Source organism: Butyrivibrio sp. (genome assembly GCF_017433805.1).
GTDB lineage: Bacteria > Bacillota > Clostridia > Lachnospirales > Lachnospiraceae > Butyrivibrio.
The window spans coordinates 88,505-110,392 of record NZ_JAFRGN010000007.1 but is presented as its reverse complement, the minus strand read 5'-3'; the positions used below and the strand labels follow the sequence as shown (position 1 = coordinate 110,392).

Annotated in this window: 21 protein-coding genes; all 21 read left to right on the top strand. The window is 37.1% G+C overall.

Features of this window, described 5'->3' with window-relative positions; all coding sequences use genetic code 11:
- The first annotated feature begins 7 nt into the window (after nt 1-7).
- The 21 genes from IJI01_RS01040 to IJI01_RS00940 all read left to right on the top strand — a co-directional run bounded on the left by IJI01_RS01040 (nt 8) and on the right by IJI01_RS00940 (nt 21,761).
- Nucleotides 8-1,138 carry an acyltransferase family protein gene (locus IJI01_RS01040; RefSeq protein WP_292184500.1) on the top strand — a complete coding sequence of 377 codons (1,131 nt, stop codon included), beginning with the start codon at nt 8-10 and terminating at the stop codon, nt 1,136-1,138.
- Between the two features lie 15 nt (nt 1,139-1,153).
- Nucleotides 1,154-1,609 carry a GNAT family N-acetyltransferase gene (locus IJI01_RS01035; protein WP_292184496.1) on the top strand — a complete coding sequence of 152 codons (456 nt, stop codon included), beginning with the start codon at nt 1,154-1,156 and terminating at the stop codon, nt 1,607-1,609.
- A gap of 281 nt (nt 1,610-1,890) precedes the next feature.
- Nucleotides 1,891-2,070, top strand: a complete 180-nt coding sequence (locus IJI01_RS01030) for a hypothetical protein (RefSeq protein WP_013279777.1) — start codon at nt 1,891-1,893, stop codon at nt 2,068-2,070.
- 109 nt (nt 2,071-2,179) lie between these two features.
- Nucleotides 2,180-4,963, top strand: coding sequence for a hypothetical protein (locus IJI01_RS01025; RefSeq protein ID WP_292184490.1), 2,784 nt, complete (start codon nt 2,180-2,182; stop codon nt 4,961-4,963).
- Nucleotides 4,950-6,242: a hypothetical protein gene (locus IJI01_RS01020; RefSeq protein WP_292184487.1), complete on the top strand. Its 1,293-nt coding sequence runs from the start codon at nt 4,950-4,952 to the stop codon at nt 6,240-6,242. The genes IJI01_RS01025 and IJI01_RS01020 overlap by 14 nt, the downstream gene beginning before the upstream one ends.
- 238 nt (nt 6,243-6,480) lie before the next feature.
- Nucleotides 6,481-6,612, top strand: a complete 132-nt coding sequence (locus IJI01_RS01015; RefSeq protein ID WP_292184484.1) for a hypothetical protein — start codon at nt 6,481-6,483, stop codon at nt 6,610-6,612.
- Nucleotides 6,609-7,583, top strand: coding sequence for a hypothetical protein (locus tag IJI01_RS01010; RefSeq protein WP_292184481.1), 975 nt, complete (start codon nt 6,609-6,611; stop codon nt 7,581-7,583). Before IJI01_RS01015 ends, IJI01_RS01010 begins: the two co-directional genes overlap by 4 nt.
- A 195-nt stretch (nt 7,584-7,778) precedes the next feature.
- Nucleotides 7,779-8,153, top strand: a complete 375-nt coding sequence (locus IJI01_RS01005; RefSeq protein ID WP_292184478.1) for a desulfoferrodoxin family protein — start codon at nt 7,779-7,781, stop codon at nt 8,151-8,153.
- A gap of 242 nt (nt 8,154-8,395) precedes the next feature.
- The gene (locus IJI01_RS01000) at nt 8,396-8,794 is read left to right on the top strand and encodes a hypothetical protein (protein ID WP_292184475.1); all 399 of its coding nucleotides are present in this window, start codon (nt 8,396-8,398) and stop codon (nt 8,792-8,794) included.
- Nucleotides 8,795-8,815: 21 nt separating this feature from the next.
- Nucleotides 8,816-10,018 carry a glycosyltransferase family 4 protein gene (locus tag IJI01_RS00995; protein ID WP_292184472.1) on the top strand — a complete coding sequence of 401 codons (1,203 nt, stop codon included), beginning with the start codon at nt 8,816-8,818 and terminating at the stop codon, nt 10,016-10,018.
- Entirely contained in the window at nt 10,011-11,786 is a 1,776-nt protein-coding gene (locus tag IJI01_RS00990; protein ID WP_292184469.1) for an ABC transporter ATP-binding protein, read from the top strand. The genes IJI01_RS00995 and IJI01_RS00990 overlap by 8 nt, the downstream gene beginning before the upstream one ends.
- A gap of 4 nt (nt 11,787-11,790) precedes the next feature.
- Entirely contained in the window at nt 11,791-12,687 is an 897-nt protein-coding gene (locus IJI01_RS00985; RefSeq protein WP_292184466.1) for an alpha-1,2-fucosyltransferase, read from the top strand.
- A gap of 15 nt (nt 12,688-12,702) precedes the next feature.
- A complete protein-coding gene (locus IJI01_RS00980) occupies nt 12,703-13,887 on the top strand; it encodes a DegT/DnrJ/EryC1/StrS family aminotransferase (protein ID WP_330622974.1) in 1,185 nt (394 codons plus the stop codon).
- A 78-nt stretch (nt 13,888-13,965) separates the two neighbouring features.
- Nucleotides 13,966-14,919, top strand: coding sequence for a glycosyltransferase family 2 protein (locus IJI01_RS00975; RefSeq protein WP_292184463.1), 954 nt, complete (start codon nt 13,966-13,968; stop codon nt 14,917-14,919).
- Entirely contained in the window at nt 14,912-15,496 is a 585-nt protein-coding gene (locus IJI01_RS00970) for an acyltransferase (RefSeq protein WP_292184461.1), read from the top strand. Before IJI01_RS00975 ends, IJI01_RS00970 begins: the two co-directional genes overlap by 8 nt.
- A 6-nt stretch (nt 15,497-15,502) precedes the next feature.
- Nucleotides 15,503-16,441, top strand: coding sequence for an ATP-grasp fold amidoligase family protein (locus tag IJI01_RS00965; RefSeq protein ID WP_292184458.1), 939 nt, complete (start codon nt 15,503-15,505; stop codon nt 16,439-16,441).
- A complete protein-coding gene (locus IJI01_RS00960; RefSeq protein ID WP_292184455.1) occupies nt 16,438-17,319 on the top strand; it encodes an ATP-grasp fold amidoligase family protein in 882 nt (293 codons plus the stop codon). The genes IJI01_RS00965 and IJI01_RS00960 overlap by 4 nt, the downstream gene beginning before the upstream one ends.
- An 11-nt stretch (nt 17,320-17,330) precedes the next feature.
- Nucleotides 17,331-18,779, top strand: coding sequence for a DUF362 domain-containing protein (locus IJI01_RS00955; RefSeq protein ID WP_292184453.1), 1,449 nt, complete (start codon nt 17,331-17,333; stop codon nt 18,777-18,779).
- 17 nt (nt 18,780-18,796) lie between these two features.
- The gene (locus IJI01_RS00950; protein WP_292184452.1) at nt 18,797-19,993 is read left to right on the top strand and encodes a glycosyltransferase; all 1,197 of its coding nucleotides are present in this window, start codon (nt 18,797-18,799) and stop codon (nt 19,991-19,993) included.
- 42 nt (nt 19,994-20,035) lie between these two features.
- A complete protein-coding gene (locus IJI01_RS00945; RefSeq protein WP_292184450.1) occupies nt 20,036-20,983 on the top strand; it encodes a glycosyltransferase family 2 protein in 948 nt (315 codons plus the stop codon).
- Between the two features lie 160 nt (nt 20,984-21,143).
- The gene (locus tag IJI01_RS00940) at nt 21,144-21,761 is read left to right on the top strand and encodes a hypothetical protein (RefSeq protein WP_292184447.1); all 618 of its coding nucleotides are present in this window, start codon (nt 21,144-21,146) and stop codon (nt 21,759-21,761) included.
- Nucleotides 21,762-21,888 lie beyond the last annotated feature (127 nt).

Below are 21,888 nucleotides of genomic sequence, written 5' to 3'. Positions count from 1 at the left end.
ACTAATAATGGAGTCTAAAAAATATTTCAAAACATTACAAATACTGCGTGCATTAGCTTTCCTTGGCATTTTCTTCTTCCACACGACACTTCTGCCTGATGTGTTCTCCAGGTGGAGCATAACTGTGTTCCTCATGCTAAGTGGGTTTCTGAATGCTGTTCATGGATATGGTCAGGAAATTGATTGTAGTCCTAGAGCATCATGGAAGAATGCTGTAAGGAAAATAAGACGCATATATCCATTGCATCTAGTGATGTTGATTATAGCCTTCGGATTATATGCTTATAGTGTAAAAGATGCAGTCATAAATTCTCTTGGGGAGAGGCTTCCAATAGCACTTGGCAAACTGGTATCCAACGCCTTTCTGATTTCTGATTGGGGCCCTAAGAGTGGCTGGTGGTACAACATATTTAGTGAGTACAACATCGTCACTTGGTATTTATCACTGAGCTTGTTGCTATTTCTGTTAACACCACTATTCCTTCAGATCATGCATAAGCTCTACGGCTCTGAGAAAGCCATGACCTCAATAGTGACTAGAGCTATTCTTATTTCATTACTGATCTATGCCATTACAATAGTGATCAACATAATGTTTGTTAATCACTACAAAGATTCATCCATGCTGTATATATACGAAAGCCCGCTATCAAGAATAGGAGATTATCTGATAGCTATGCAGGCAGGATATATTTATGGGGAAAAGAGACATCTACCGGAGCATCAGAATACAACATTATCAATTGCTATTGCTGCAACAGCATCAATACTCTCGATAGTCCTCATCTATGCTGGAGATTTGAAAAATGGAACATTGCCAGCAAGTTATAGCTGGATAATGAATTCAGGATTCTATTTTACTGTACCTACAGTTATCCTGATCTACCATTTGGCAACACTTGAGAACGCTAGCACATACAAACTTAACTATAACAAAACGCTCAATATAATAACTAAGCCATTCCTCATATTAGCAGCATTATCTCAATATGCATTTCTCATACATGTACCGGTTATCAGTTTGATACATGGGATCCTTAGACGTATCGGTGACGTTAATATATGGCTATGGAGTTTGATTTCATTTGTTTTAACGATGTTATTTTCAGTTGTTGTAGATAGATGCAAAAAGCGATAATTACGGAGATATCTTATGCACAGAACCTATGAGAATGATGATATCGTAGTATTTTGGAATTCTGATAAGTGTTTTCATGCGAGAAGATGTGTCAATGGTAGCCCCAAGACCTTTTGTCCAGGGCAAAAGCCATGGATCAATCTTAATAATGCTGAGACCAAAGAAATATGGCAGGCAATTAGTCAGTGCCCATCAGGCGCACTGACATGCTTGTATAGACATGATATAGATGTGACGTTTGATCAAGAAAGTAACCGAAGCATCGCTCTAGACAATGGAAAAGAAATAGGTGAGTGCGATTATCAGATTACTGATGACGTTTGGAATATTTACCACACAGGCGTATCCTCGGATTATCAAGGCAAAGGAATAGCTAAGCGTTTGGTATATAAAGTATTGGAAGAAGCTGAGCGTAACAATGCGAAAGTTACAGCGACGTGTTCATATGCAAGGAAAATACTAAATATATGAGAAAAGAGAAAATAAACACAAAATACAGTATATATGTTATTATTAGAAGAGAAGTAATCGGAAAAATGTTACAGTTTTGATAGATTTAACAAATTTATTATTTTTTTTGTAATATACTATTATTATATTATTATTGTAGGTAATTTTAGGGAGGATTATTTTTTTTTAATGCTTTTTTTCAGAAAAAAATGTTGATGTAGTGATAGTGCTCTGCTATAATAGCAGATACCACTAACCCAACTTTGTTTTTTTGGAAAGAGTAACCAAGTGGAGGCGTTATTATGAGAGCAGATGTTAGAAGAGAAATACCGTACTCGATAGAAGATTTGTATGAATTGATATATGGTGATCAAGAGGATGAAGAGTACAGTTGCTTTATTGATAGAAGAGATGTAAATGGTAGGACAGTAACACGTAGTAGAGCAAGACATAATGAGTTGGGCGAGCTGGTTAAGGTGTGATAGTGTTAATGTGTATTAAATATTTTTGTGAAGTTAGTATTTGACTGGCAGGACGAAGGTTCTTGCCAGTTTTTTTATTATAAAACATGGGGATTGTTAGGGGAAAAGTATGGGAAAAGTATGTAGACCGTTTTATTTGTTTAACGATTATCTTCCACCTTCTAAGCCGGCTGTAGAGGACGTACAGTGGAAAATACTGGGATATTATGACGACATGTTGGTGGGTGAAAATCTTTTTGAAAACATGGAAGGCGCTTTAGATTTTGAAAAATTATGGCATGCCCAGAGATCTCAAAGCGAGGAGCTGTGCGGAAGCTATTCCATACAAACGGTGTTTGGATTTAGAGATGACGATGATACAAAACAGAGGGATGCTATTTTCTGGAAGGATAGTGAAACTGCAGATTATCCATTCCTGTTTTTTTCCATGCTTCAAATAGACAAGGACATTTGCTCCAAGGAATCACTAAAAAAGGCTGCGGCATTAGAGGACAGTGTCGAAAATACAGATGTTAAGGCTATAACGTATTTTAGCATTGACTATAGTGATATTATACTTGTTCTCAAATGCAAAAAATATGAAGATGGAGCCAAGATAATAGAAGATATTCATTTAGGAAAAGCTGGGCTTAGAGTGAGCTATGGCTATTCTTTTGCTTCAATCAATATGAAAATGATCAATAAAGGTAAATGTAGAAAGGAGCTTGGAATAGCAAGAAATATACAGATATATATTATTGCGCTAGAACTAGAATTGGCTGATGTTGTTTATAACCATATGCTTGAAGAGATAAAAGAAAAAGGTGGCGAAGAATATATTGGAACTATTAGTAAACAGGGTGTGCTAGGCTGCAATGATATCAAATTTGAGATAGGAGAGTTGCCGTGGGATATTTTCCTTTCTTTCTATAAGCAGAAGGAAGGCATTTTCAACCATACCAGTAAAATATATCAGGACAATCTAGTTGGAGTTACTACAATCATAGGTTCGGATTATGATTCGAATAAGATCAGCACTAAAGGACTCCCTGTGGCGAATAAGACTGGAAAGATATGTGAAAATGAGCCTGTCTTATGTAGAGTGTTGGTTGATCGATGTAAAGAATGGCAGAGTAGAGCTGGTAAAAATGGGGAAATCTCTCATCTTGGACGATATTTTTTGAGTATTTTAAATTCTTTAGGCAAATTTGAGGTAAGCCCTATTCATGATTATCTATTTCAAACGATGCTTACGCAGATGTCAATTTTGATCGACTTGGCCGAACAGGCATTGAACGATGAAGAAGAAATGCTTGATTATTACAAGGAAAACCCAGAAGCTGCAGATAGAGGAATTGAGCAAATACGTAACGCCTTTTTTAGATCTGCTTATGGGTTTGTTAGAGAATTCAGCTTGTTGGTTCAGAATTCTGTTAGGTCTGATCGTCAGTTTACTCAGGCTCCAGACTTTGATGTGAGAGTGTATGAAACTCCTGTGAAACTACTGGCATTTTACAATGCCTATATTTATAACATGAAGGAATACCTCGGTACATTTGTGAATGATAACGAAGAGGAACATGAATATGTTTTTCTGGCTTATCCTGGAGTCTCTGATTTTGTGAAATTAAGAGAAAAGTTTAGCACAATATCTGACACAAAGAGGCTATTTCTAATGGAACTTCCGGAAATAAATACCTATCGACCACGTGATTTGATGTTTATTTTGGGACATGAGGTGGCACATAACGTCGGGGGAGGAATAAGAAACAGGAAAGAGCGTGCTGAGATTACTACGAAGATAATGGCATATATGTATGTAAAATACATCAGATTATCATTTCAGAAATCCAGGCAGGAAAAAGGCAGAGATAAGAGATTTAAGTTTGCACTTTATGATGATATTTGGGACGAGATGGCAGAGGATATAGAAACTTTAGCAGAAGAGGCTAATGAAATATGGATAGCCAAAAACTTCAGTAAAGATGACCCTATGTCAAATCATTTAAAAAAACGAATCTATCATAGAGAATGGGTGGTGCCAAGGGAAAAGAACGTGATGGTCTGTATTGTACAGATGGATCCGAAGAAAATATGGCATTCTCTGTTGCAAAGAGAATACTATTATCAATTGGACAATGAAGAACCTGACAAGAAAATCGAAGAATTGTCACAGGATATACATCGCTGGGGACAGGAATTTACAGGTGAAACTCTTAGAGGATTATTTGATATTAAAGGTGTCTTTTCTATACTCTTTTACTTATACAAAGAATGCATAGCAGATCTAATTTGTATAAAGACTTTACAATATTCATTTAGTGAGTATATAGAGTTGGTTGTAAGAGAACTTAAATACCAAGGACAAGAGGATTTTGATTGTATTACAGTTTTTTCACTTAGATCAGCACTTGTTACTTATTGTATGATCCACTGCCAAAAGTATCATTGGAAGAAAGGAGATATACAGTGTGGTGATAACGCTTTTACAGATAGCGACTGCGTTAAAACTGCAAAAATAGCCAAGGAGGAAATGGACAAATACCTATCTCGCGAAAGACAAGAAAAGGGAAAAGAAATAAAAAAGTTAGCGGATTCTATTAAGAATAAAAAGGAACTAACAAGGGATGGAATATCTAGTTTAACCATCATGGAAGATAAGTACGTTTTAAAACTTATAGCTGAGTACCTTATGCATTGCGTAAGCAAGCTGGATGAACTTAATTCCGAAAAGAATGAAAAGAGAGATATGAAACGGAAAAGTGTAAAAGAAATGTTTGAGCTCTTTTCTGTTGAAAAAGGTGGAGTTGGAACAAGCGATATTATTATTGATATTCATAAACATATTGCTAATTACTATAACGAAATTGGTGAGAAGAATTGGGAGAAACTACTAAAAAATGGGGAACACTGAGACTGACAGCCAAAAGGTACTGGAAGACATTTCTGAAAGAATAAAAAAAATATTTGATATGAAGCAGAGTCTGGATATTTCTGACAAAATATCGTGTAAAGTTGAAAAACACGTTTTATGTTGGGAAGTGGCTAAAGAATATCAGAAAAAAGCAGATTCATTAAGCTTTATACTGGAAGTAATATGTGACGAATTACAGAAATCACTAAAGGATGATTTAGTACTATCATTGCTGGTGGATAATCTCAACAGAAGATGCGATGCCAACCGAGTCAACTATTTGTTAGGCAATTTTTCAAAGAAAGATTGGTTTATAGAAGAGTATCGCAAGAAGGTAATGAAGAAGTATAAGTTACCTGAGACTGAGCTGTTGATACATGTTTCTGCTATGGAATATGAAAAAAGATTTAATAAATCGACGCTGTGCTTTTTTACTAAGGGATTAGATAAATGCGATAATAAAATGCTAGTTAAATTTATCAGTGATGATGGACCGCTGTTATTTGCAACTGATAATCTCAGGACTATTAAGAAATATATGGAATTAGCGGGTAAGAATAATAGTTTACTGATTTCTGTTTGTAAAAAAGACGGCAAATATGAATATAAGATGCTGGGAATTGTCAAAAATAATAGGTTGAAAGAAGGAAGTGTATACATAGACATCAAAAGTAAGTTATCCTGGGTGGTATACAGAAATGTGTCAAAGCAGCAGGATGTTTTGTTGGACTATAGAGAAGGCGTGTTCCACATTCCTTTCTTGGAGCCCAAAAACGAAGTGTCTGCTCAGTTGTCTAAACTGGATGGATATCTTGAACCTAAAGATGCTGCTACAGTAAAAGCAGTAATAGAGTGCGCAAGTCAGTTTGCTTCTCATGGGACAGGCCTAGTTTTTATCGGGGATAAGGGAAAAAATAAGAATAAGCACTTGCTGCTCGAGGTTGACAGATTAACAAATCTAAAAAGAGCAAGAAAAATTCAGCCTAGGCAATTGGATAAAAAGCTAATAGAATCTTCTGGAGTTACTGCGATAGATGGCGCTATATTGCTCAATTTGGAGGGTGAATGCTACGGCGTAGGAGCAATAGTCGATGGAAAAGCCATCTTGGAAGGCGATCCAGGCAGAGGTGCACGTTTTAACTCGCTTTATACATATGGCTCATCTTTAGTTAAGGACGCTGGCAAAATATATTTTGTAGTGGCAGTAATATCTGAAGATGGGATGGTTGACATATTTATTCCAGATACATATACAAATGTAACATCTAGTGATAAGTGAGAAGGCAGATGCATTCTATCATTCGGTAGCGTGATGTTGTATAATATCAAGAGTGGATGCGGTGTGGATTTTCCACACCGCATATTTCATGTTTGAGAGGTTGAGTAGTAATACAAAATGACTAATGATATTAAAAAATCATTGATGTAGCTTTCTGGGAAGAGAACAGAGAGTTGCTGAGACACGTGTTACCAAGTATTCTTATGAGATGCTTGAGGGTATCAAGGAGATAATGGCAATGCGGAGAAAAGAACGCTTTATTGATGCTTACGAAGGGGCATTTGAAAATAAAGGTAAACTAGAAGCCAAATATATCATAGAAAATAGACTTGTATTCAAAACGGTTCTAGCAAGAAGGACATACAAATGAAAGTTTATTCAGAAAGAGGCTACATCACATGGCCATCATGGGATGTACTATTCGAGTGGGAAGATATATGGGCCAAAGAGTGGGGCACTACAGTGGAGAGTCTCACCAACAACCTGTTTGACAAGATCTCACGTAGATTAAAAAGATATACCAAAAAACTGTTTCCTAATAAAGTATGGAAATACAAAATAACTGACCCTGATAAGATGGGCGTTCTCATTATAATGGATGCTGAAGGCTACTATATGATTCCTACCAGGAACATTATCCCAATATATCTTGATTTTGCCAGAAGTATGATAGATGAGATAATGGAAGCAACCAAAGATCTTCCAGCTTTTTTTGTAGCATCCAAGGATATCTACAATGAGATGAAATCCAAGGGCTGCCAGAACGTATATTTCATCCATCAGTGTGTATCAGATCAGTACTATACACAGGAAGTACCGGACAAAGATATAGATGTAATCCAGATAGGCAGGAAGAACCCAGTAATGCACCAATACATGCTGGATTACTGCAAGGAACATCCTGATGTAGAGTACATTTACCAGGGCGAAAACGCTTCTCTGCACTACACCTCAACAACTAGAGGGGATATAGGTAAGCTCCCAGGTAGACCTGAGTTTGTTGATATGATGAGAAGAGCAAGAGTCAGCATTGTCTCTACACCTAAGTGTGACAACAGCCGAAATGTCTTCGGCGGAGCTGATCTTGTCACTGCTAGATTCTATGAGAGCGCAGTTTTCTACTGCCACCTCATAGGCAGATACACCGACAACGAAGAGACAAGAGAACTCGAGCTTAACAAGATATGCCCTAACATCAAGGACTATGACGAATTCAAGGCCACTATGGATCAGTACCTTTCGGGAAAAGAAATAGATAAAGATATCTACAGTACATTTATCAATAAACACCTTGCTAGCACAAGAGCAACATATCTAAAGAAGTGCATTGAACAGAGATAGAACAATAATGGAGTCTATAAGATATTTCAAAACATTACAAATATAAGTGAATATGCAGGCCAAGAAATGCAATATATCTGTGATTAGCGAAGCTGAGGATTTTGAGAAGGTTGTTAGATAAAAAGAACATAAATAATCAAATATTGATGATATAATGATAATACAATTATCTACTCAATGAAGGAGGGCGTTCTCATGAAATTCTACAGATGTGAAACTTGCGGAAACATTATCACCAAGCTTAATGATTCAGGCGTTCCAGTAGTGTGCTGCGGACAGCCAATGAAAGAGCTTGTACCTGGCGCTGTTGACGGTGCAGTAGAAAAGCACGTACCAGCTGTAACAGTAGAGGGAAACACTGTTAAGGTTCAGATTGGCGAAGTGGAACATCCTATGATGGATAACCACTACATTCAGTTCATAGCACTTGAGACAACAACCGGTGCTCAGATCAAGTACCTGAAGCCTTCCGAGAAACCAGTTGCTGAATTTGTACTTCCAGCTGGCGAAAAAGCTGTGGCAGTCTACGAGTACTGCAATCTTCACGGCCTGTGGGTTAAAGAAGTGTAAGTTAATACTGAAGCTAGGATTAAGTAGAAGATATACGAACTCTATCTATCATCTTCGGGTTGTTGTATAATGTCTAGAGTGGATGCGGTGTGGATTTTCCACACCGCATTTTTTCTAAGGCTATTGTTCATGAGTTTGATTATAAAGAAGAGTGAAATGAATTATCATGCTGCTGATTTACGTTGCAGATGTGATTTTTGCGGTTTTGCGGTAATGACCACGAGTAATGGAGGAATGCCTTAATGAGTATGCCTACACTTGAGAAAATACACAGAATAATACTGAAAATGCCAAGCTTTTTAGAGAAAATCGTAGCAGCCATATTACTTGTTGGAGTAGTATATAGTTGTGTACAGCTTGCACTTCATGTATTTACCTTTTCCAGCCTGGACTTTGGCGTATACGTAGAAGACATACTGGTTACGGCCTTTAATGCAGTAATTGTAATAGAGTTTATACGAATGCTCATCAAACATTCAATGAATACAGTTATTGAGGTGCTTATTTTTGCTATAGCAAGATCGCTTGTTGTGGGTCATGAGAAACCACTGGAAGCACTTGTTAGTATAGTGAGTATTGCAATTCTGCTGCTGTGTAGACGATTCCTATTCCATGAGTTTGATTTTAAAGAGGAAGAGTAAGAAAGGCGTAGATTATAACATATGAATATTCTAATAATCTCCCACGAATACCCACCAATTGGTGGAGGTGGAGCCAATGCTTGTATGAATCTTGCAAGGCAATATGCAAGATGTGGGCATGAAGTTGATATAGTAACAGTATGGTTTGATGGCCTCAAGGAACATGAAATAATTGAAACCAAAGACACAAGCGGCTGCGTAACCATCACAAGGCTCAAAACCAAAAGAAAACATAAAGAACATTGTAGCTTTGCTGAAATGCTTGATTATCTTAAAAAAGCGCTTCCAGTAGCTGACCGGTTGGAAAAAGATAATAAATATGACATTTGCCAGATATTCTTCGGCATTCCAAGTGGCCCTGTAGGGTATTATCTTAAAAAGAAATACAAGCTGCCATACGTTATCAGATTTGGAGGCGGTGATATTCCTGGATTCCAGGATAGATTCACAAAGGTATATAAGCTGATAGGCCCTGCAATTAAAACTATATGGAAGAATGCAGATGCTCTTGTGGCTAATAGTAAGGGACTCAAAAAACTTGCTGAAGATTTCTATGATAAAAAAGAAATAATGGTAATTCCTAATGGAGCAGATCTGAATGCCTTTGCAGAAAAAGATTCCACCTATGTATCCACAACTAGTCAGGAAGCGTGCCAGGACAATACCATCAACCTTCTATTTGTTTCCAGGCTCATCGAAAGAAAAGGCTTACAGGATATTATTCCGCAGCTAGCTTCTGTTCGTGAGTATTGCAATAGCGTCGGCAAAAACTTACTATTCCAGATAGTAGGTGATGGCCCATACCGAGAAACACTGGAAAATCTCGCATCAGAGCACGACTTACAAGACACAGTAGTTTTCTATGGTCAAAAGAACAAGAACGAACTGCCAGAATACTATAGAAATGCCGACATTTTTGTGTTTCCATCTAGGAAAGAAGGAATGCCTAACGTAGTGTTGGAGGCTATGTCCTATGGACTTCCTATTCTCATGACACCATGCCAGGGAAGCGACGAACTTATAGATGGTAATGGATTTGTAGAAGGGTCAAGTGAATTTGGCAAGCGCCTGATTGCTATGTTATCTAACGGAAACTTAACGCTGGAGCAGGGCGAACAGAGTTCACACCTGGTAAAAGAGAAGTTTTCGTGGCAAAAAACATCGGAAAGCTACCTCGAGTTATTTAGATATTTAGTAGAACGTGTAGAGATACAAAATGACTAATGACATAAGAAAATTCATTGATGTAATTAAAAGAATATTCGGAATCCTTGATAAGGGCGACAGGCGGAAATCCTATGTGGTTTTGGCTGATATTTTGTTGTGTGCAGTTTTGGAAACGGTTGGAGTCAGCCTCATAGTTCCTTTTATAAACGCGATAGCTTCTCCAGAGAAGGTAAGAGAATATCCTATTATTGGCAGTATAATTGATATCACTGGAATAAGTGGAATGCAGCTTGTATTGTTTATGAGCTTTGCTTTAGTTGTGTTCTACATTTTTAAGAATGCATTTCTGATGTATTCTGCATATTTCCAGAATTCATACAGATTCAAATTACAGAAAAAGTTATCTGTTAAGATGCTCAGAGCATACATGAGTAAACCATATCAGTTTTTTGTAGAGACGAACAGCTCTGTGATAATCCGTGGAATTGGTAATGATGTAGGCTGCGTTAAGGATGCACTGGGAACATTATTTGATCTTATAACACAGATTCTCACACTTCTCATGATAGCAGCATTTCTGGCATACACCGATTTGACTATGGCGATAGGACTTCTTGGCATTTCACTTGTTTGCATGTATATTTTGGTGGTTATTCTTAGAAAGAAAACTAGCTTTTTGGGTAGAGAGCAGCGTGTTGCTGAGACACGCGTTACAAAGTATTCATATGAGATACTTGAAGGTATCAAAGAGATAATGGCAATGCGTAGGAAAGATCGTTTTATTGATGCTTACGAAGATGCTTTTGAAAATAAAGGAAGGCTAGAAGCCAAATATATCACCGTACAGACATTCCCAATCAGAATTATTGAAACAGTTTTCATGTCTGGTATCATATCAATTTTGTATGTAAGAGTGCTACAGGGGGCAGATCTTAGTTCATTCCTTCCACAGCTGGCGGTGTTTGCTGTTGGTGGAATCAAGATGCTTCCTGCAATGTCAACAATTTCTAGATCTGCGACACAGATCATCTTCCAGAAACCGGGTGTTGATGAAGCATATGAAAATCTTACGAGTGTCAATGCAGAAGGAGTGCTGGAATCAGATAAGTCCGCTACTTCCATAGTTCCAGAAATGGAATTTAATAGTATTACACTTAATGATATTCATTGGAGATACACTGGTGCGGATAAAGACGTAATCAATGGATTATCATTAGAAATTAAAAGAGGTGAGTCTGTAGCATTCATTGGTGCGTCTGGCTCTGGTAAAACGACACTTATCGATATAATCCTAGGTCTGTTCACACCTCAAAGCGGAGAAGTTAAAGTAAATGGAATTGATATTACAGAATGCATAGACTCTTGGAGTCATATGCTTGCGTATGTTCAACAGAGCATTTTCCTTACAGATGATTCTCTAAGAAATAATATAGCTTTTGGACTTACTCCGGAAGAAATTGATGATGATAAAGTATGGAAAGCAATCGAGCAGGCTCAGCTTGGCGACTTTGTGAAGACATTAGATGAGGGACTGGATACAATAGTAGGTGAGCGTGGAGTGAAATTCTCCGGTGGACAGAGACAGAGAGTGGCTATTGCAAGAGCACTTTACTTTGAAACACAAGTTATTGTGTTTGATGAAGCTACGGCTGCTCTTGATAATGAAACCGAGAAATCCCTTATGGAGTCAATTGATGCGCTTCATGGAGAGAAGACCCTCATTATTGTGGCGCATAGATTATCAACAGTTAGGAACTGCGATAGAATATATGAAGTTTCTAATGGAAAACTTATTGAAAGAACTAAAGCGGAACTTGGACTGTAAGTGTATGATGGAAAGAAAGCTAATGGTAAAATTCCAAGGAGGACTTGGAAATCAATTATATGAATATGCATTTTGCGAATGGCTGAAACAACAATGCCCAGATTACGACGTTTTGGCAGATTTGTCATACTACAAGATAAGATCAGCACATGGTGAAATGGGAATCTGGAACATTTTCTCCAATATAGACATAGAGGTTGCATCTAATTGGGATATCATCAAGCATTCGGGTCAGATCCCTATAATGTATGGCGGAAAAGGTGCTGACAGGCTAAATGCTTTAAGGATAAAGATAAATGATAGACTCTTTAACAAAAGGGAAAATGCATACTGGACGGAAATAAGCAATACAGATACATTAGAGGTCATAGATGCATTAAATAGTGGTTTAAGATATTTTGATGGATATTGGCAGAATATAGATTATTTCAAAGGCAATATCGAAGGCTTGAGGAATAAACTCAAGTTTCCTAAAGAATGTGATAAATACATAACTGATGAAATGCTCAGGGATAATGCTGTTTCATTGCATGTAAGACGTGGAGATTATGTTGGAAGTGAATATGAAAAAGAAGTAGGATTGTCCTATTATAAGAAGGCGGTTGAGTATGTACAGGATAGGGTAGATCAGGCTAAGTTTTTCATTTTCTCAGATGACAAGTCCTATGCTGAGACAGCATTTGAATGGATCGATAATAAAACTGTTGTGGCGGGGTATGATAATGAATTAGCGCATGTGGACATGCTTTTGATGAGCAGAATGAAAAATAATATTATTGCTAATTCCACGTTCTCGTTATGGGCAGCATACCTTAATGATAGTATGAATCCATTAATAGTTTATCCTGATGTGGAATCCTTGGATAAAAAGACATTCTCTGATTGGAATGGTATTAAGTAAAAGAGGTGAATTATTTTGACTATAGAATTTAGAGATTTAAAAAGACAGTATGAAGCTATTAAAAATGAGATAGATACAGGGATGTCTTCAGTGATAGAAGGTTGTCATTTTATTAGCGGGCCACAGGTAAAAGAACTCGAGAAAACGCTTGCTGATTATGTGGGACGTAAGCATTGTATTTCTTGTGCTAATGGTACCGATGCTATTTCTATTGCTCTAATGTCAGCTGGAGTAGGCAAAGGAGATGCAGTATTTGTTCCCGATTTTACTTTCTTTTCCTCAGGAGAGTGTCCTGCTTCTGTTGGTGCGACTCCGATATTTGTTGATGTTGATTTAGATACATATAATATTTCAGCTTCTTCACTTAGAAAGGCTATAGATAAAATTATAGAAGAAGGAGAACTAAAGCCTAAGGCTGTTGTGGCAGTTGACCTTTTTGGACAGCCATTTGACTATCAGGCTGTCAAAAATATATGTGAAGAATATAAGCTTATATTGTTGGAAGATGCTGCTCAAGGATTTGGCGGTGAATATACAACGGATAATGGAGAAAAGATAAAGGCGGGTAAATTGGGTACAATATCTACTACCAGTTTCTTCCCGGCTAAACCACTTGGTTGTTATGGAGATGGAGGAGCAATCTTCACAGATGATGACAGATTGGCTGAGCTATGCAGGTCAATAGCGGTACATGGTAAAGATATGGAACATCCAGATGATCCAAATGCCAAATATAATAATATAAGACTTGGTATGAACTCTCGCCTTGATACTATGCAGGCGGCAGTACTGTTGGCCAAATTTCCAACATTTTGTTCTAATGAACTTGATAGGGTCAACCATGTTGCTGAAAAATATCATGAATTATTAAAAGATGTTATGGGATTATCAGTGCCACATATAACAGATAGATACTATAGTTCTTGGGCTCAGTATACAATTCAGCTTCCAGAAAACATTGACAGATCTGTAGTTCAAAAAGAGTTGCGCTCAACCGGTATCCCAACCAATATTTACTATATAAAACCTATGCACAAGCAGGGAGCATTTGAAAAGACAAGAAGTGCTGAGGCAGAATGTCCAAATACTGAGAAACTTTGTAGTACTGTTCTATGTTTGCCGATACATCCATATTTGCATGATGATGAAGTCGATTATATTTGCAAGGCTTTAAAAGATGTGATGGATTCACTGAGTTGAAGATTGCAAACGTTTTCTCATTAGTTTATTATTTTTATGTTATTATGCATTAACCAAAATATGTAGGGAGAGACTTTTATGCAATACAGAATATCTGTTGTGGTTCCTGTTTACAACGAGGAAGGCAACATAGCAAATCTTCACAGAGAAATTAAGGATGTCTGTGAGAAGAACAATTATATTTATGAGATTATTTTTATAAACGATGGATCTTCGGATAGAACTGACGAAGTGTGCAGAACTCTTAGTCCGCTCAAATATATCAAAATGCGCAAGAATTTTGGACAGACAGCTGCAATGGATGCGGGAATCAAGGCTGCGCAGTATGACTACATAGTAACTATGGATGGAGATGGCCAAAATGATCCTGCTGATATTCCTCAGATGCTGGAATATTTGGAAAAAGAGGGTGTTGATGTGGTGTCTGGATGGCGTAAGAACCGTAAGGATACCTTTATGAAAAGATTTGTTTCAAGAGGAGCGAATTTCCTGAGATATCTACTTGTACATGATGGAATTCATGATAGTGGATGTTCGCTTAAGGTTTACAAAAGAGAGTGTTTCAAAGGAGTAAATCTTTATGGAGAACAGCACAGATTTATTCCTGCTATCCTTAAGATAAAAGGCTTCACTATAGGAGAAGTCGTTGTAAATCATAGGGCGAGGACTTCTGGGTATACCAAATATAATTGGAAGCGTACTATCAAGGGATTTGTAGATATGATTTCAGTGTGGTTTTGGAATAAGTTTTCCACGAGACCGCTTCACCTCCTTGGCGGAATGGGGATGTTTTTTGAAATACTTGGTTTCATTTGCGCTGTGTGGTCAGTAGTGTTGTTTTTATCTGGTGCCAAGATGTCAAATAATATATTTCCACCACTTCTTACCATTTTTTTCGTTATCATTGGTCTCATCATGATCATATTTGGACTTATGAGCGAGATACTTATCAAGACATATTATGGTGTACATGTTTATGCGCCATATAGCGTGAAGTCGATAGAGGAATTTGGAAATAAAAAAGATGAATGATAGTAATTACTATATACATGAAACGTCAATAGTAGATAACGATGTCAAGATAGGTGATAATACCAAGATTTGGCATTTTAGTCATATTCAATCAGGTGCAGTTATTGGTGCAAATTGTTCTCTGGGCCAGAATGTAAACATTTCCAATAACGTTACCCTTGGGGACGGGGTAAAAGTACAGAACAATGTATCCATCTATGAAGGTGTCACTATAGAAGACTATGTGTTCTGTGGGCCAAGTTGCGTGTTTACAAATGATCTTACTCCAAGATCTCGTTATCCAAAGAATCACAAATATTTGTCTACTGTAATTCGACATGATGCTACCCTTGGCGCCAACTGCACAATAGTTTGCGGACACGAGATTGGGCATCATGCAACGATTGCTGCAGGAGCGGTAGTGACCTGTGATGTAAAACCTCATGCTCTTATGGCTGGAGTTCCTGCAAAGCAGATAGGGTGGGTGTGCGAATGCGGGCAGGTACTTGATTTGGTAGAAAATGGAAGATATATTTGTCCGGACTGTGGACGCTTGTATTCAAAAGAAAATAACTGTTTATCTACGAGGTTAGAGTGATTAAATATGGGATTAAATAGCTTGATTTTTAACATCCAGATGGTTAAAGCGACCAACTTGAGATATTGTATTTACAAATATCTTGGAGCTCACGGACATTTTCATGATGTTCCAGATGAAAAGTATCTTAATAAATTATGCAAATATTTTTATGGAAAAGAAATGGATTTTAATGATCCACAGACCTTTTCAGAAAAATTGCAGTGGCTTAAGGTTAATCACCATGATCCACTTCTTACAAAGATGGTGGATAAGTATGAAGTAAAGAAGTATGTTGCGGATAAGATTGGCGAAAGCCATGTAATTCCATGTATTGGGGTTTGGGATAATGCAGAAGATATTGATTATGACAGGTTACCAGATGCATTTGTACTCAAAGTAACGCATGACAGTGGGGGCTTACGTATTATAAGGGATAAGAAGAAATGTGATGTAGAAGAAATTAATGCGTTTCTTAATTCCAGATTAAAGAGAAATTTCTATTATGCTGGAAGAGAGTGGCAGTATAAGAACGTAAAGCCTAGAATTATTGCGGAGCCATATGTTGATACTCTGGGAAAAAGTAGCTCAGTAGAATACAAGATTACATGCCTAAATGGCAAAGTAGAGTTCATTACTGTGTGTAAGGGAATTGCACATAGTAGATTAGATTTTAGGACAAATGATTTCTATGATAGAGATTTAAACAGACTAGATATGGTAACAAATTACTATGCTAATTCTAAAGAAGAAAATGTAATGCCCCAATGTATTAAAGATATGATAAATGCTTCGGAGAAGCTTGCACAGGATTTTCCTACAGTAAGAGTAGATTTTTATGTAGATAAAGATGACTATATTTTTGGTGAAATGACTTTCTATACCTGGGATGGTTTCTTTAAATTTATTCCAGGTGATTGGGATTTCAAATTAGGACAGAAACTTATACTGCCAGAGAAAAGATGAACGAGATAATAAGAGATAAGTTAACCCATTTAATATATGTTTTACTTTCGCCAATTGATGACTTATCATTTGCTAAATTGCAGTATAAATTTGTTAATGGTGGCACTCTTAATCTGAAGAATCCTGTAACATTTAATGATAAAATTCAATGGATTAAGCTATATGATCACAATCCTGATTATCATAAATTGGCCGATAAACTTGAAGTAAGAAAATTTGTGACAGATAGAATTGGTGCAGAATACCTCATTCCAGTAGTGGGAGGACCATGGGATTCTTGCGACGATATTGACTATGATAAACTACCCAATCAGTTTGTACTTAAATGCACGCATGACAGTGGAGGAATTGTAATTTGCCATAATAAGGATTCTTTTGATAGTAAGAGGGCGAGTAGATTTCTAGGAAACAGACTAAAAAGAGACTATTATCTTCATGGACGAGAATGGGCATATAAGGGGTTGGTGCCAAGAGTATATGCAGAGAAATACTTGGTGGATGAGTCTGGTACAGAATTAAAAGACTATAAGATATTTTGCTTTGATGGAGTACCCAAGGTTATCCAAGTGGATTTTGGCAGATTTACCAAGCATGAACGAAATCTGTATACACCTGAATGGGAATATATTCCAGCGCAGATCAAGTATCCTACTAACCCCAGACATCAAATTACTAGACCAGAATGCTTGCGGGAAATGCTTGAGGTGGCGTCTAACCTCTCCAAGGGCTTAACACAGGCTAGAGTGGATTTATATGTGATTTATGACAAAATCTACTTTGGAGAGATAACACTTTATCATGGATCAGGGTGTGAGAAATTCAATCCCACAGAATTTGGTAAGACAATGGGCGATTATATAAAAATACCAAAGAAATAGCGAGATTATTTATGACACAGTGTGATATTTCTATATATAAAACCGAAAAGACTTATTATCCGTCTAAGAGAGAATTATTCAGACCATCTCAAAAATACCCAGAATACATTTTTGAAGAGATTTCTTCAGGTGAAAATGATGTATATAATTCTGTGAGGGAGGCAATTCATCTATATGGCTACGATGCCGAGCATTATGGCACAAAAGATTGGAACCCGTTTGGAGAATTTATAAATGAGACATCAAACGTACTAATTAAGCCTAATCTGGTAATGGATGTTAATCGTTCTGGGGAGGGAACAGACTGTCTATTTACTAATCCTTCTGTTATAGCTCCGGTAGTTGATTATGTTATTAAGGCGCAGAATGGAAAAGGAACTATAGTAATAGGTGATGCCCCGATGCAGGAATGCAAATTTGATGTTCTCATCCGTGAAAGCGGATTAGAGGATTTGGTTAATTATTACAAATCTAAGGGAATAGATATTTCACTAGTTGATTTCAGAGAGCTTAAATCTGATATTGTAATGGGCACCCATAAGCAGACTATTGATAACAGGAATTCTGGGACAATAATAAATCTGGCTGAAGATAGTGAGTTCTATGAAGACAGCGAAGAATCATTGAAGAATCTGAGAATAACCAATTATGATCCTAGAAGGCTTGCTTCACACCATAATTCAGAAAAGCATGAGTATTATGTTAGTAATTATCTCCTTGCAGCAGATGTTGTAATTAACATGCCTAAACCCAAAACACACCGTAAAGCGGGCGTTACTATAGCCATGAAAAATATGGTGGGGATAAATGCTAGAAAAGAGTATCTGCCTCATCATACCGTAGGTAGTGTGGAAAATGGTGGAGATGAGTACAAACACAAGAGTATACTTCGCGTAATGAGCGATAAATTATATGATTACAAGAACATGAAAGAAGGGGATGGCAAATACTTGATAGCCAGACCTGCTTTCTTTCTGGCTTATGGGTTCAAAATCCTAGCCAATGTCATACACAGAGAACCAGGAGAAGGTAGTTGGAGTGGTAATCATACTATCAGTAGGACGATTAATGATCTCAACAAGATTCTCGTGTATGCTGATAAAAAAGGCAAGTTATGTGAAAAGCCGCAGAGAAAAGTGGTAATTATAGCAGACATGATAATATCTGGAGAAAAAGAAGGCCCAGTAATGCCATCGCCCAAGAATCTTGGGGTTATTGCATTAGGAGAAAATCAGATGATTTTTGATTATGTGATAGCATCATTAATGGGGGCTGATATTAAGAAAATACCAACTATTCAGACAGCGTTAAGTATTGAAAAATATGGCTTTGGTAAGAATATCAAACCTTGTATCACATCTAATATTAAGGAATACTGCGGATTGCTAGATGATTTGGATAATGATGTAAATTGGAGATTTGTCCCTTCCAGTGGATGGAAGGACGCATTCATCAAATAAAAACATGAAGGACAATAATGAAGTTACTGATTATAGTATCCAGTTTGAGTAATGGTGGAGCTCAACGAGTAGCGTCTAACCTGATAATGGGACTGCCGGAAGAGTGTGAAGTAGATATATTACTTAATGATGCAAGTGATATGTCGTACCCATATAAGGGCAATATCATTGATTTGGGAATGCCTCATGAAGACGATAAAGGCAAATTATCGTATCAGATACGTGTGTTTTTTAGAAGACTATCTAAACTATGTAAGTTGAAAAAGACAGGTAATTATAACGCGGCTATTAGCTTCTTGGATAGTGCAAATGTAGCTAATATTATTACTGGCAAAAGATATACTAAAGTAATTACTACAGTGCATTCCAAACTTTCTGCATCAGGATTTGATTGGAAATACAAATATATAGTTTTTCCGTTAGTCAGGCTATTTTATGGACATGCTGATAATGTGGTTGCAGTGTCGAAGGGAGTAGAGCAGGACCTTCGAGAGCAGATACATTATAAAGGGAATAATTTAGTGACAATATATAATGGCTTTGATTTCAATGAAATTAAAACCATGTCAAAAGAGCAATTAACAGATGATGAGAACAAAATGTTTGATAATCATACTGTTTTGATTAGTGTAGGAAGATTGACCAAGGCTAAAGGATATTGGCATCTTATCAGAGCTATGCAGTTAATAATCAGAGATATTCCTGATGTGCTATTGCTAATACTAGGTGCTGGGGAACAGGAGCAGTACCTTAAGAAGTTATGTGAGGATCTAAATCTTCAGGACAGAGTTGTATTTAAAGGTGCAGTAGATAATCCTTTTAAGTATATGGCCAGAGCAGACCTTTTTGTCATGTCATCTATTTTTGAGGGATTACCGAGTTCGCTTATTGAAGCATTGGTATTGGGCACGCCCTGCGTAGCCACTGATTTTAAATCCGGCGCCAGGGAGGTGTTGGCACCAGAATTGCCATTAGAAGGCGAGCTTTTAGGCAATATATACCAAGCAGAATATGGTATTATTTCTCCAATATGTAGCGAAAAAGAGTGTTCAGCGGCAGAGTCATTGCAAATTGAGGAACAGTATCTTGCAAATGCTATTATACAGGCGCTGTCTGGAGAGAATGTTGTACATGCGTGCGAACAAAAAGCTAATGAAGCAGTAGGGAAATTTAGCATTGAAGCAATGGTAGATGGCTATTTGAACCTGATATAAGAATTGAAAAGCAGAATCAAAAGATGAAGGCGAAATATCATAATGAAGCATATAGAAATAATTGTGCCTTGCTATAATGAGCAAGAATGTATAGCAAAACTATATATAGAGGTTAATAAGGTATTTAGCCAGTTGTCTGGCTATTCATTTTCTTTATTGTACATAAATGATGGAAGTAGTGATGATACACTAGTTGAAATACAAAAACTTGCAAGTGATTATGGTGATGACAAGATAAGGTACATATCTTTTGCTCGTAATTTTGGCAAAGAGGCTGCTATATATGCCGGATTCGAAAACTGTCAGGGAGATTATGTTGCACTTATGGATGCAGATCTTCAGCATCCTCCAGCTCTACTACCTGATATGATAGCTAAGTTGGAAGAAGGACATGATTGCTGCGGGGCTAGGAGAGTTAGTAGAAACGGTGAGCCAATAATCAGAAGTTTCTTTTCTAGAGGTTTCTACCGGATTATCAATAAAGTGACCTCTATGAAACTAGTTCCCGGAGGATCGGACTATCGAATCATGACCAAGCAGATGGCAGATGCCATAGTATCTCTTTCTGAAAGAGAGAGGTTTATAAAAGGTATTATGTCATGGGTTGGATTTGATACTGTATGGATTGAATACAAGAATGTTGAGAGATTTGCAGGAAATAGTAAGTGGTCTTTCTGGGGATTGGCAAGATATGCCTGGCATGGATTTGTGTCATTTGCTACGACACCTCTTCGCGCAGCTGTATGGCTTGGGATTTGCTTGGTAGCTGCTACTGTTGTTTATGCTGTTATTTTGTTAAAAAATACTCTTTCGGGTGTAAGAGCCTGGGAGGATACTACGACTATTATTCTTCTTCTAATGCTAATGGGCGGAGTGATCATTACACTTCTCGGGGTTATAGGAGAATATATGGCTCGAATATATTTGGAACTTAAGGGCAGACCAATCTATATTTCTAAAGTAAGTAATATCGATAAAATGGTTAAATAAGTAGAAAGACATGGAAGAAATTATGCAATTTACGTATTCTTCATATCGAAACTTAATTCATCAATTGTTAGATTCAAATTAAGTAATTGCCGATTATCACAATTGGCAAGCTACAGAAAAATGTGCCATCCTTAGGCATGATGTAGATTATGATTTAGCAATGTCTGTAAAACTTGCTGAGTTAGAACAAGAGTTAGGTGTACGCAGTACATATTTTGTTATGCTTACAAATGAAAACTACAATGTATTTTCTAAGGAATCGCATAATTGCTGTCAGAAGATTATAAAGTGTGGACATGAGATAGGACTACATTTTGATGAAGTTATATATCCAGAGTTTGACAATGATTTAAACGCTATAAAGAATAAAATAGTTGAAGAATGTAATTTGCTAGCTGGAGCAGTCGAAATGCCTGTAACAGTTGTCTCCATGCATAGACCGAGTAAAATGATATTAGACTCGGATTTGCAGATACCTAACGTCGTTAACAGCTATGGAAGCGTATATTTTAAAGAGTTTAAATATTTATCGGATTCTAGGAGAAGATGGAGAGAGTCTGTTGGAGAGATTATAGATTCAGGTGATTATAAGCGTCTTCATATTCTAACACATGCTTTTTGGTATAATGCGCAGGAAAAGACCTTGCAGGAGTCACTGCTTGATTTTATTAATAAAGGTGATAGTAGCAGATATCAGTTTATGAATAGCAATTTTTCCGATCTTGAAAAAGAAGTTAAAATGGAGCAAATCCATAAATGTTATGTAAGGAAATACTAAACTGGTAATTCAACTATTGATCATTATTGGCCTGTTGTTGTGTATAAGGCCCAAAAATATGAACGAAAGCTTTTTGGATGTTTGTTCTACCGTTGGTTTCCGCAGAGATGCTTGTTGACATTGTCTG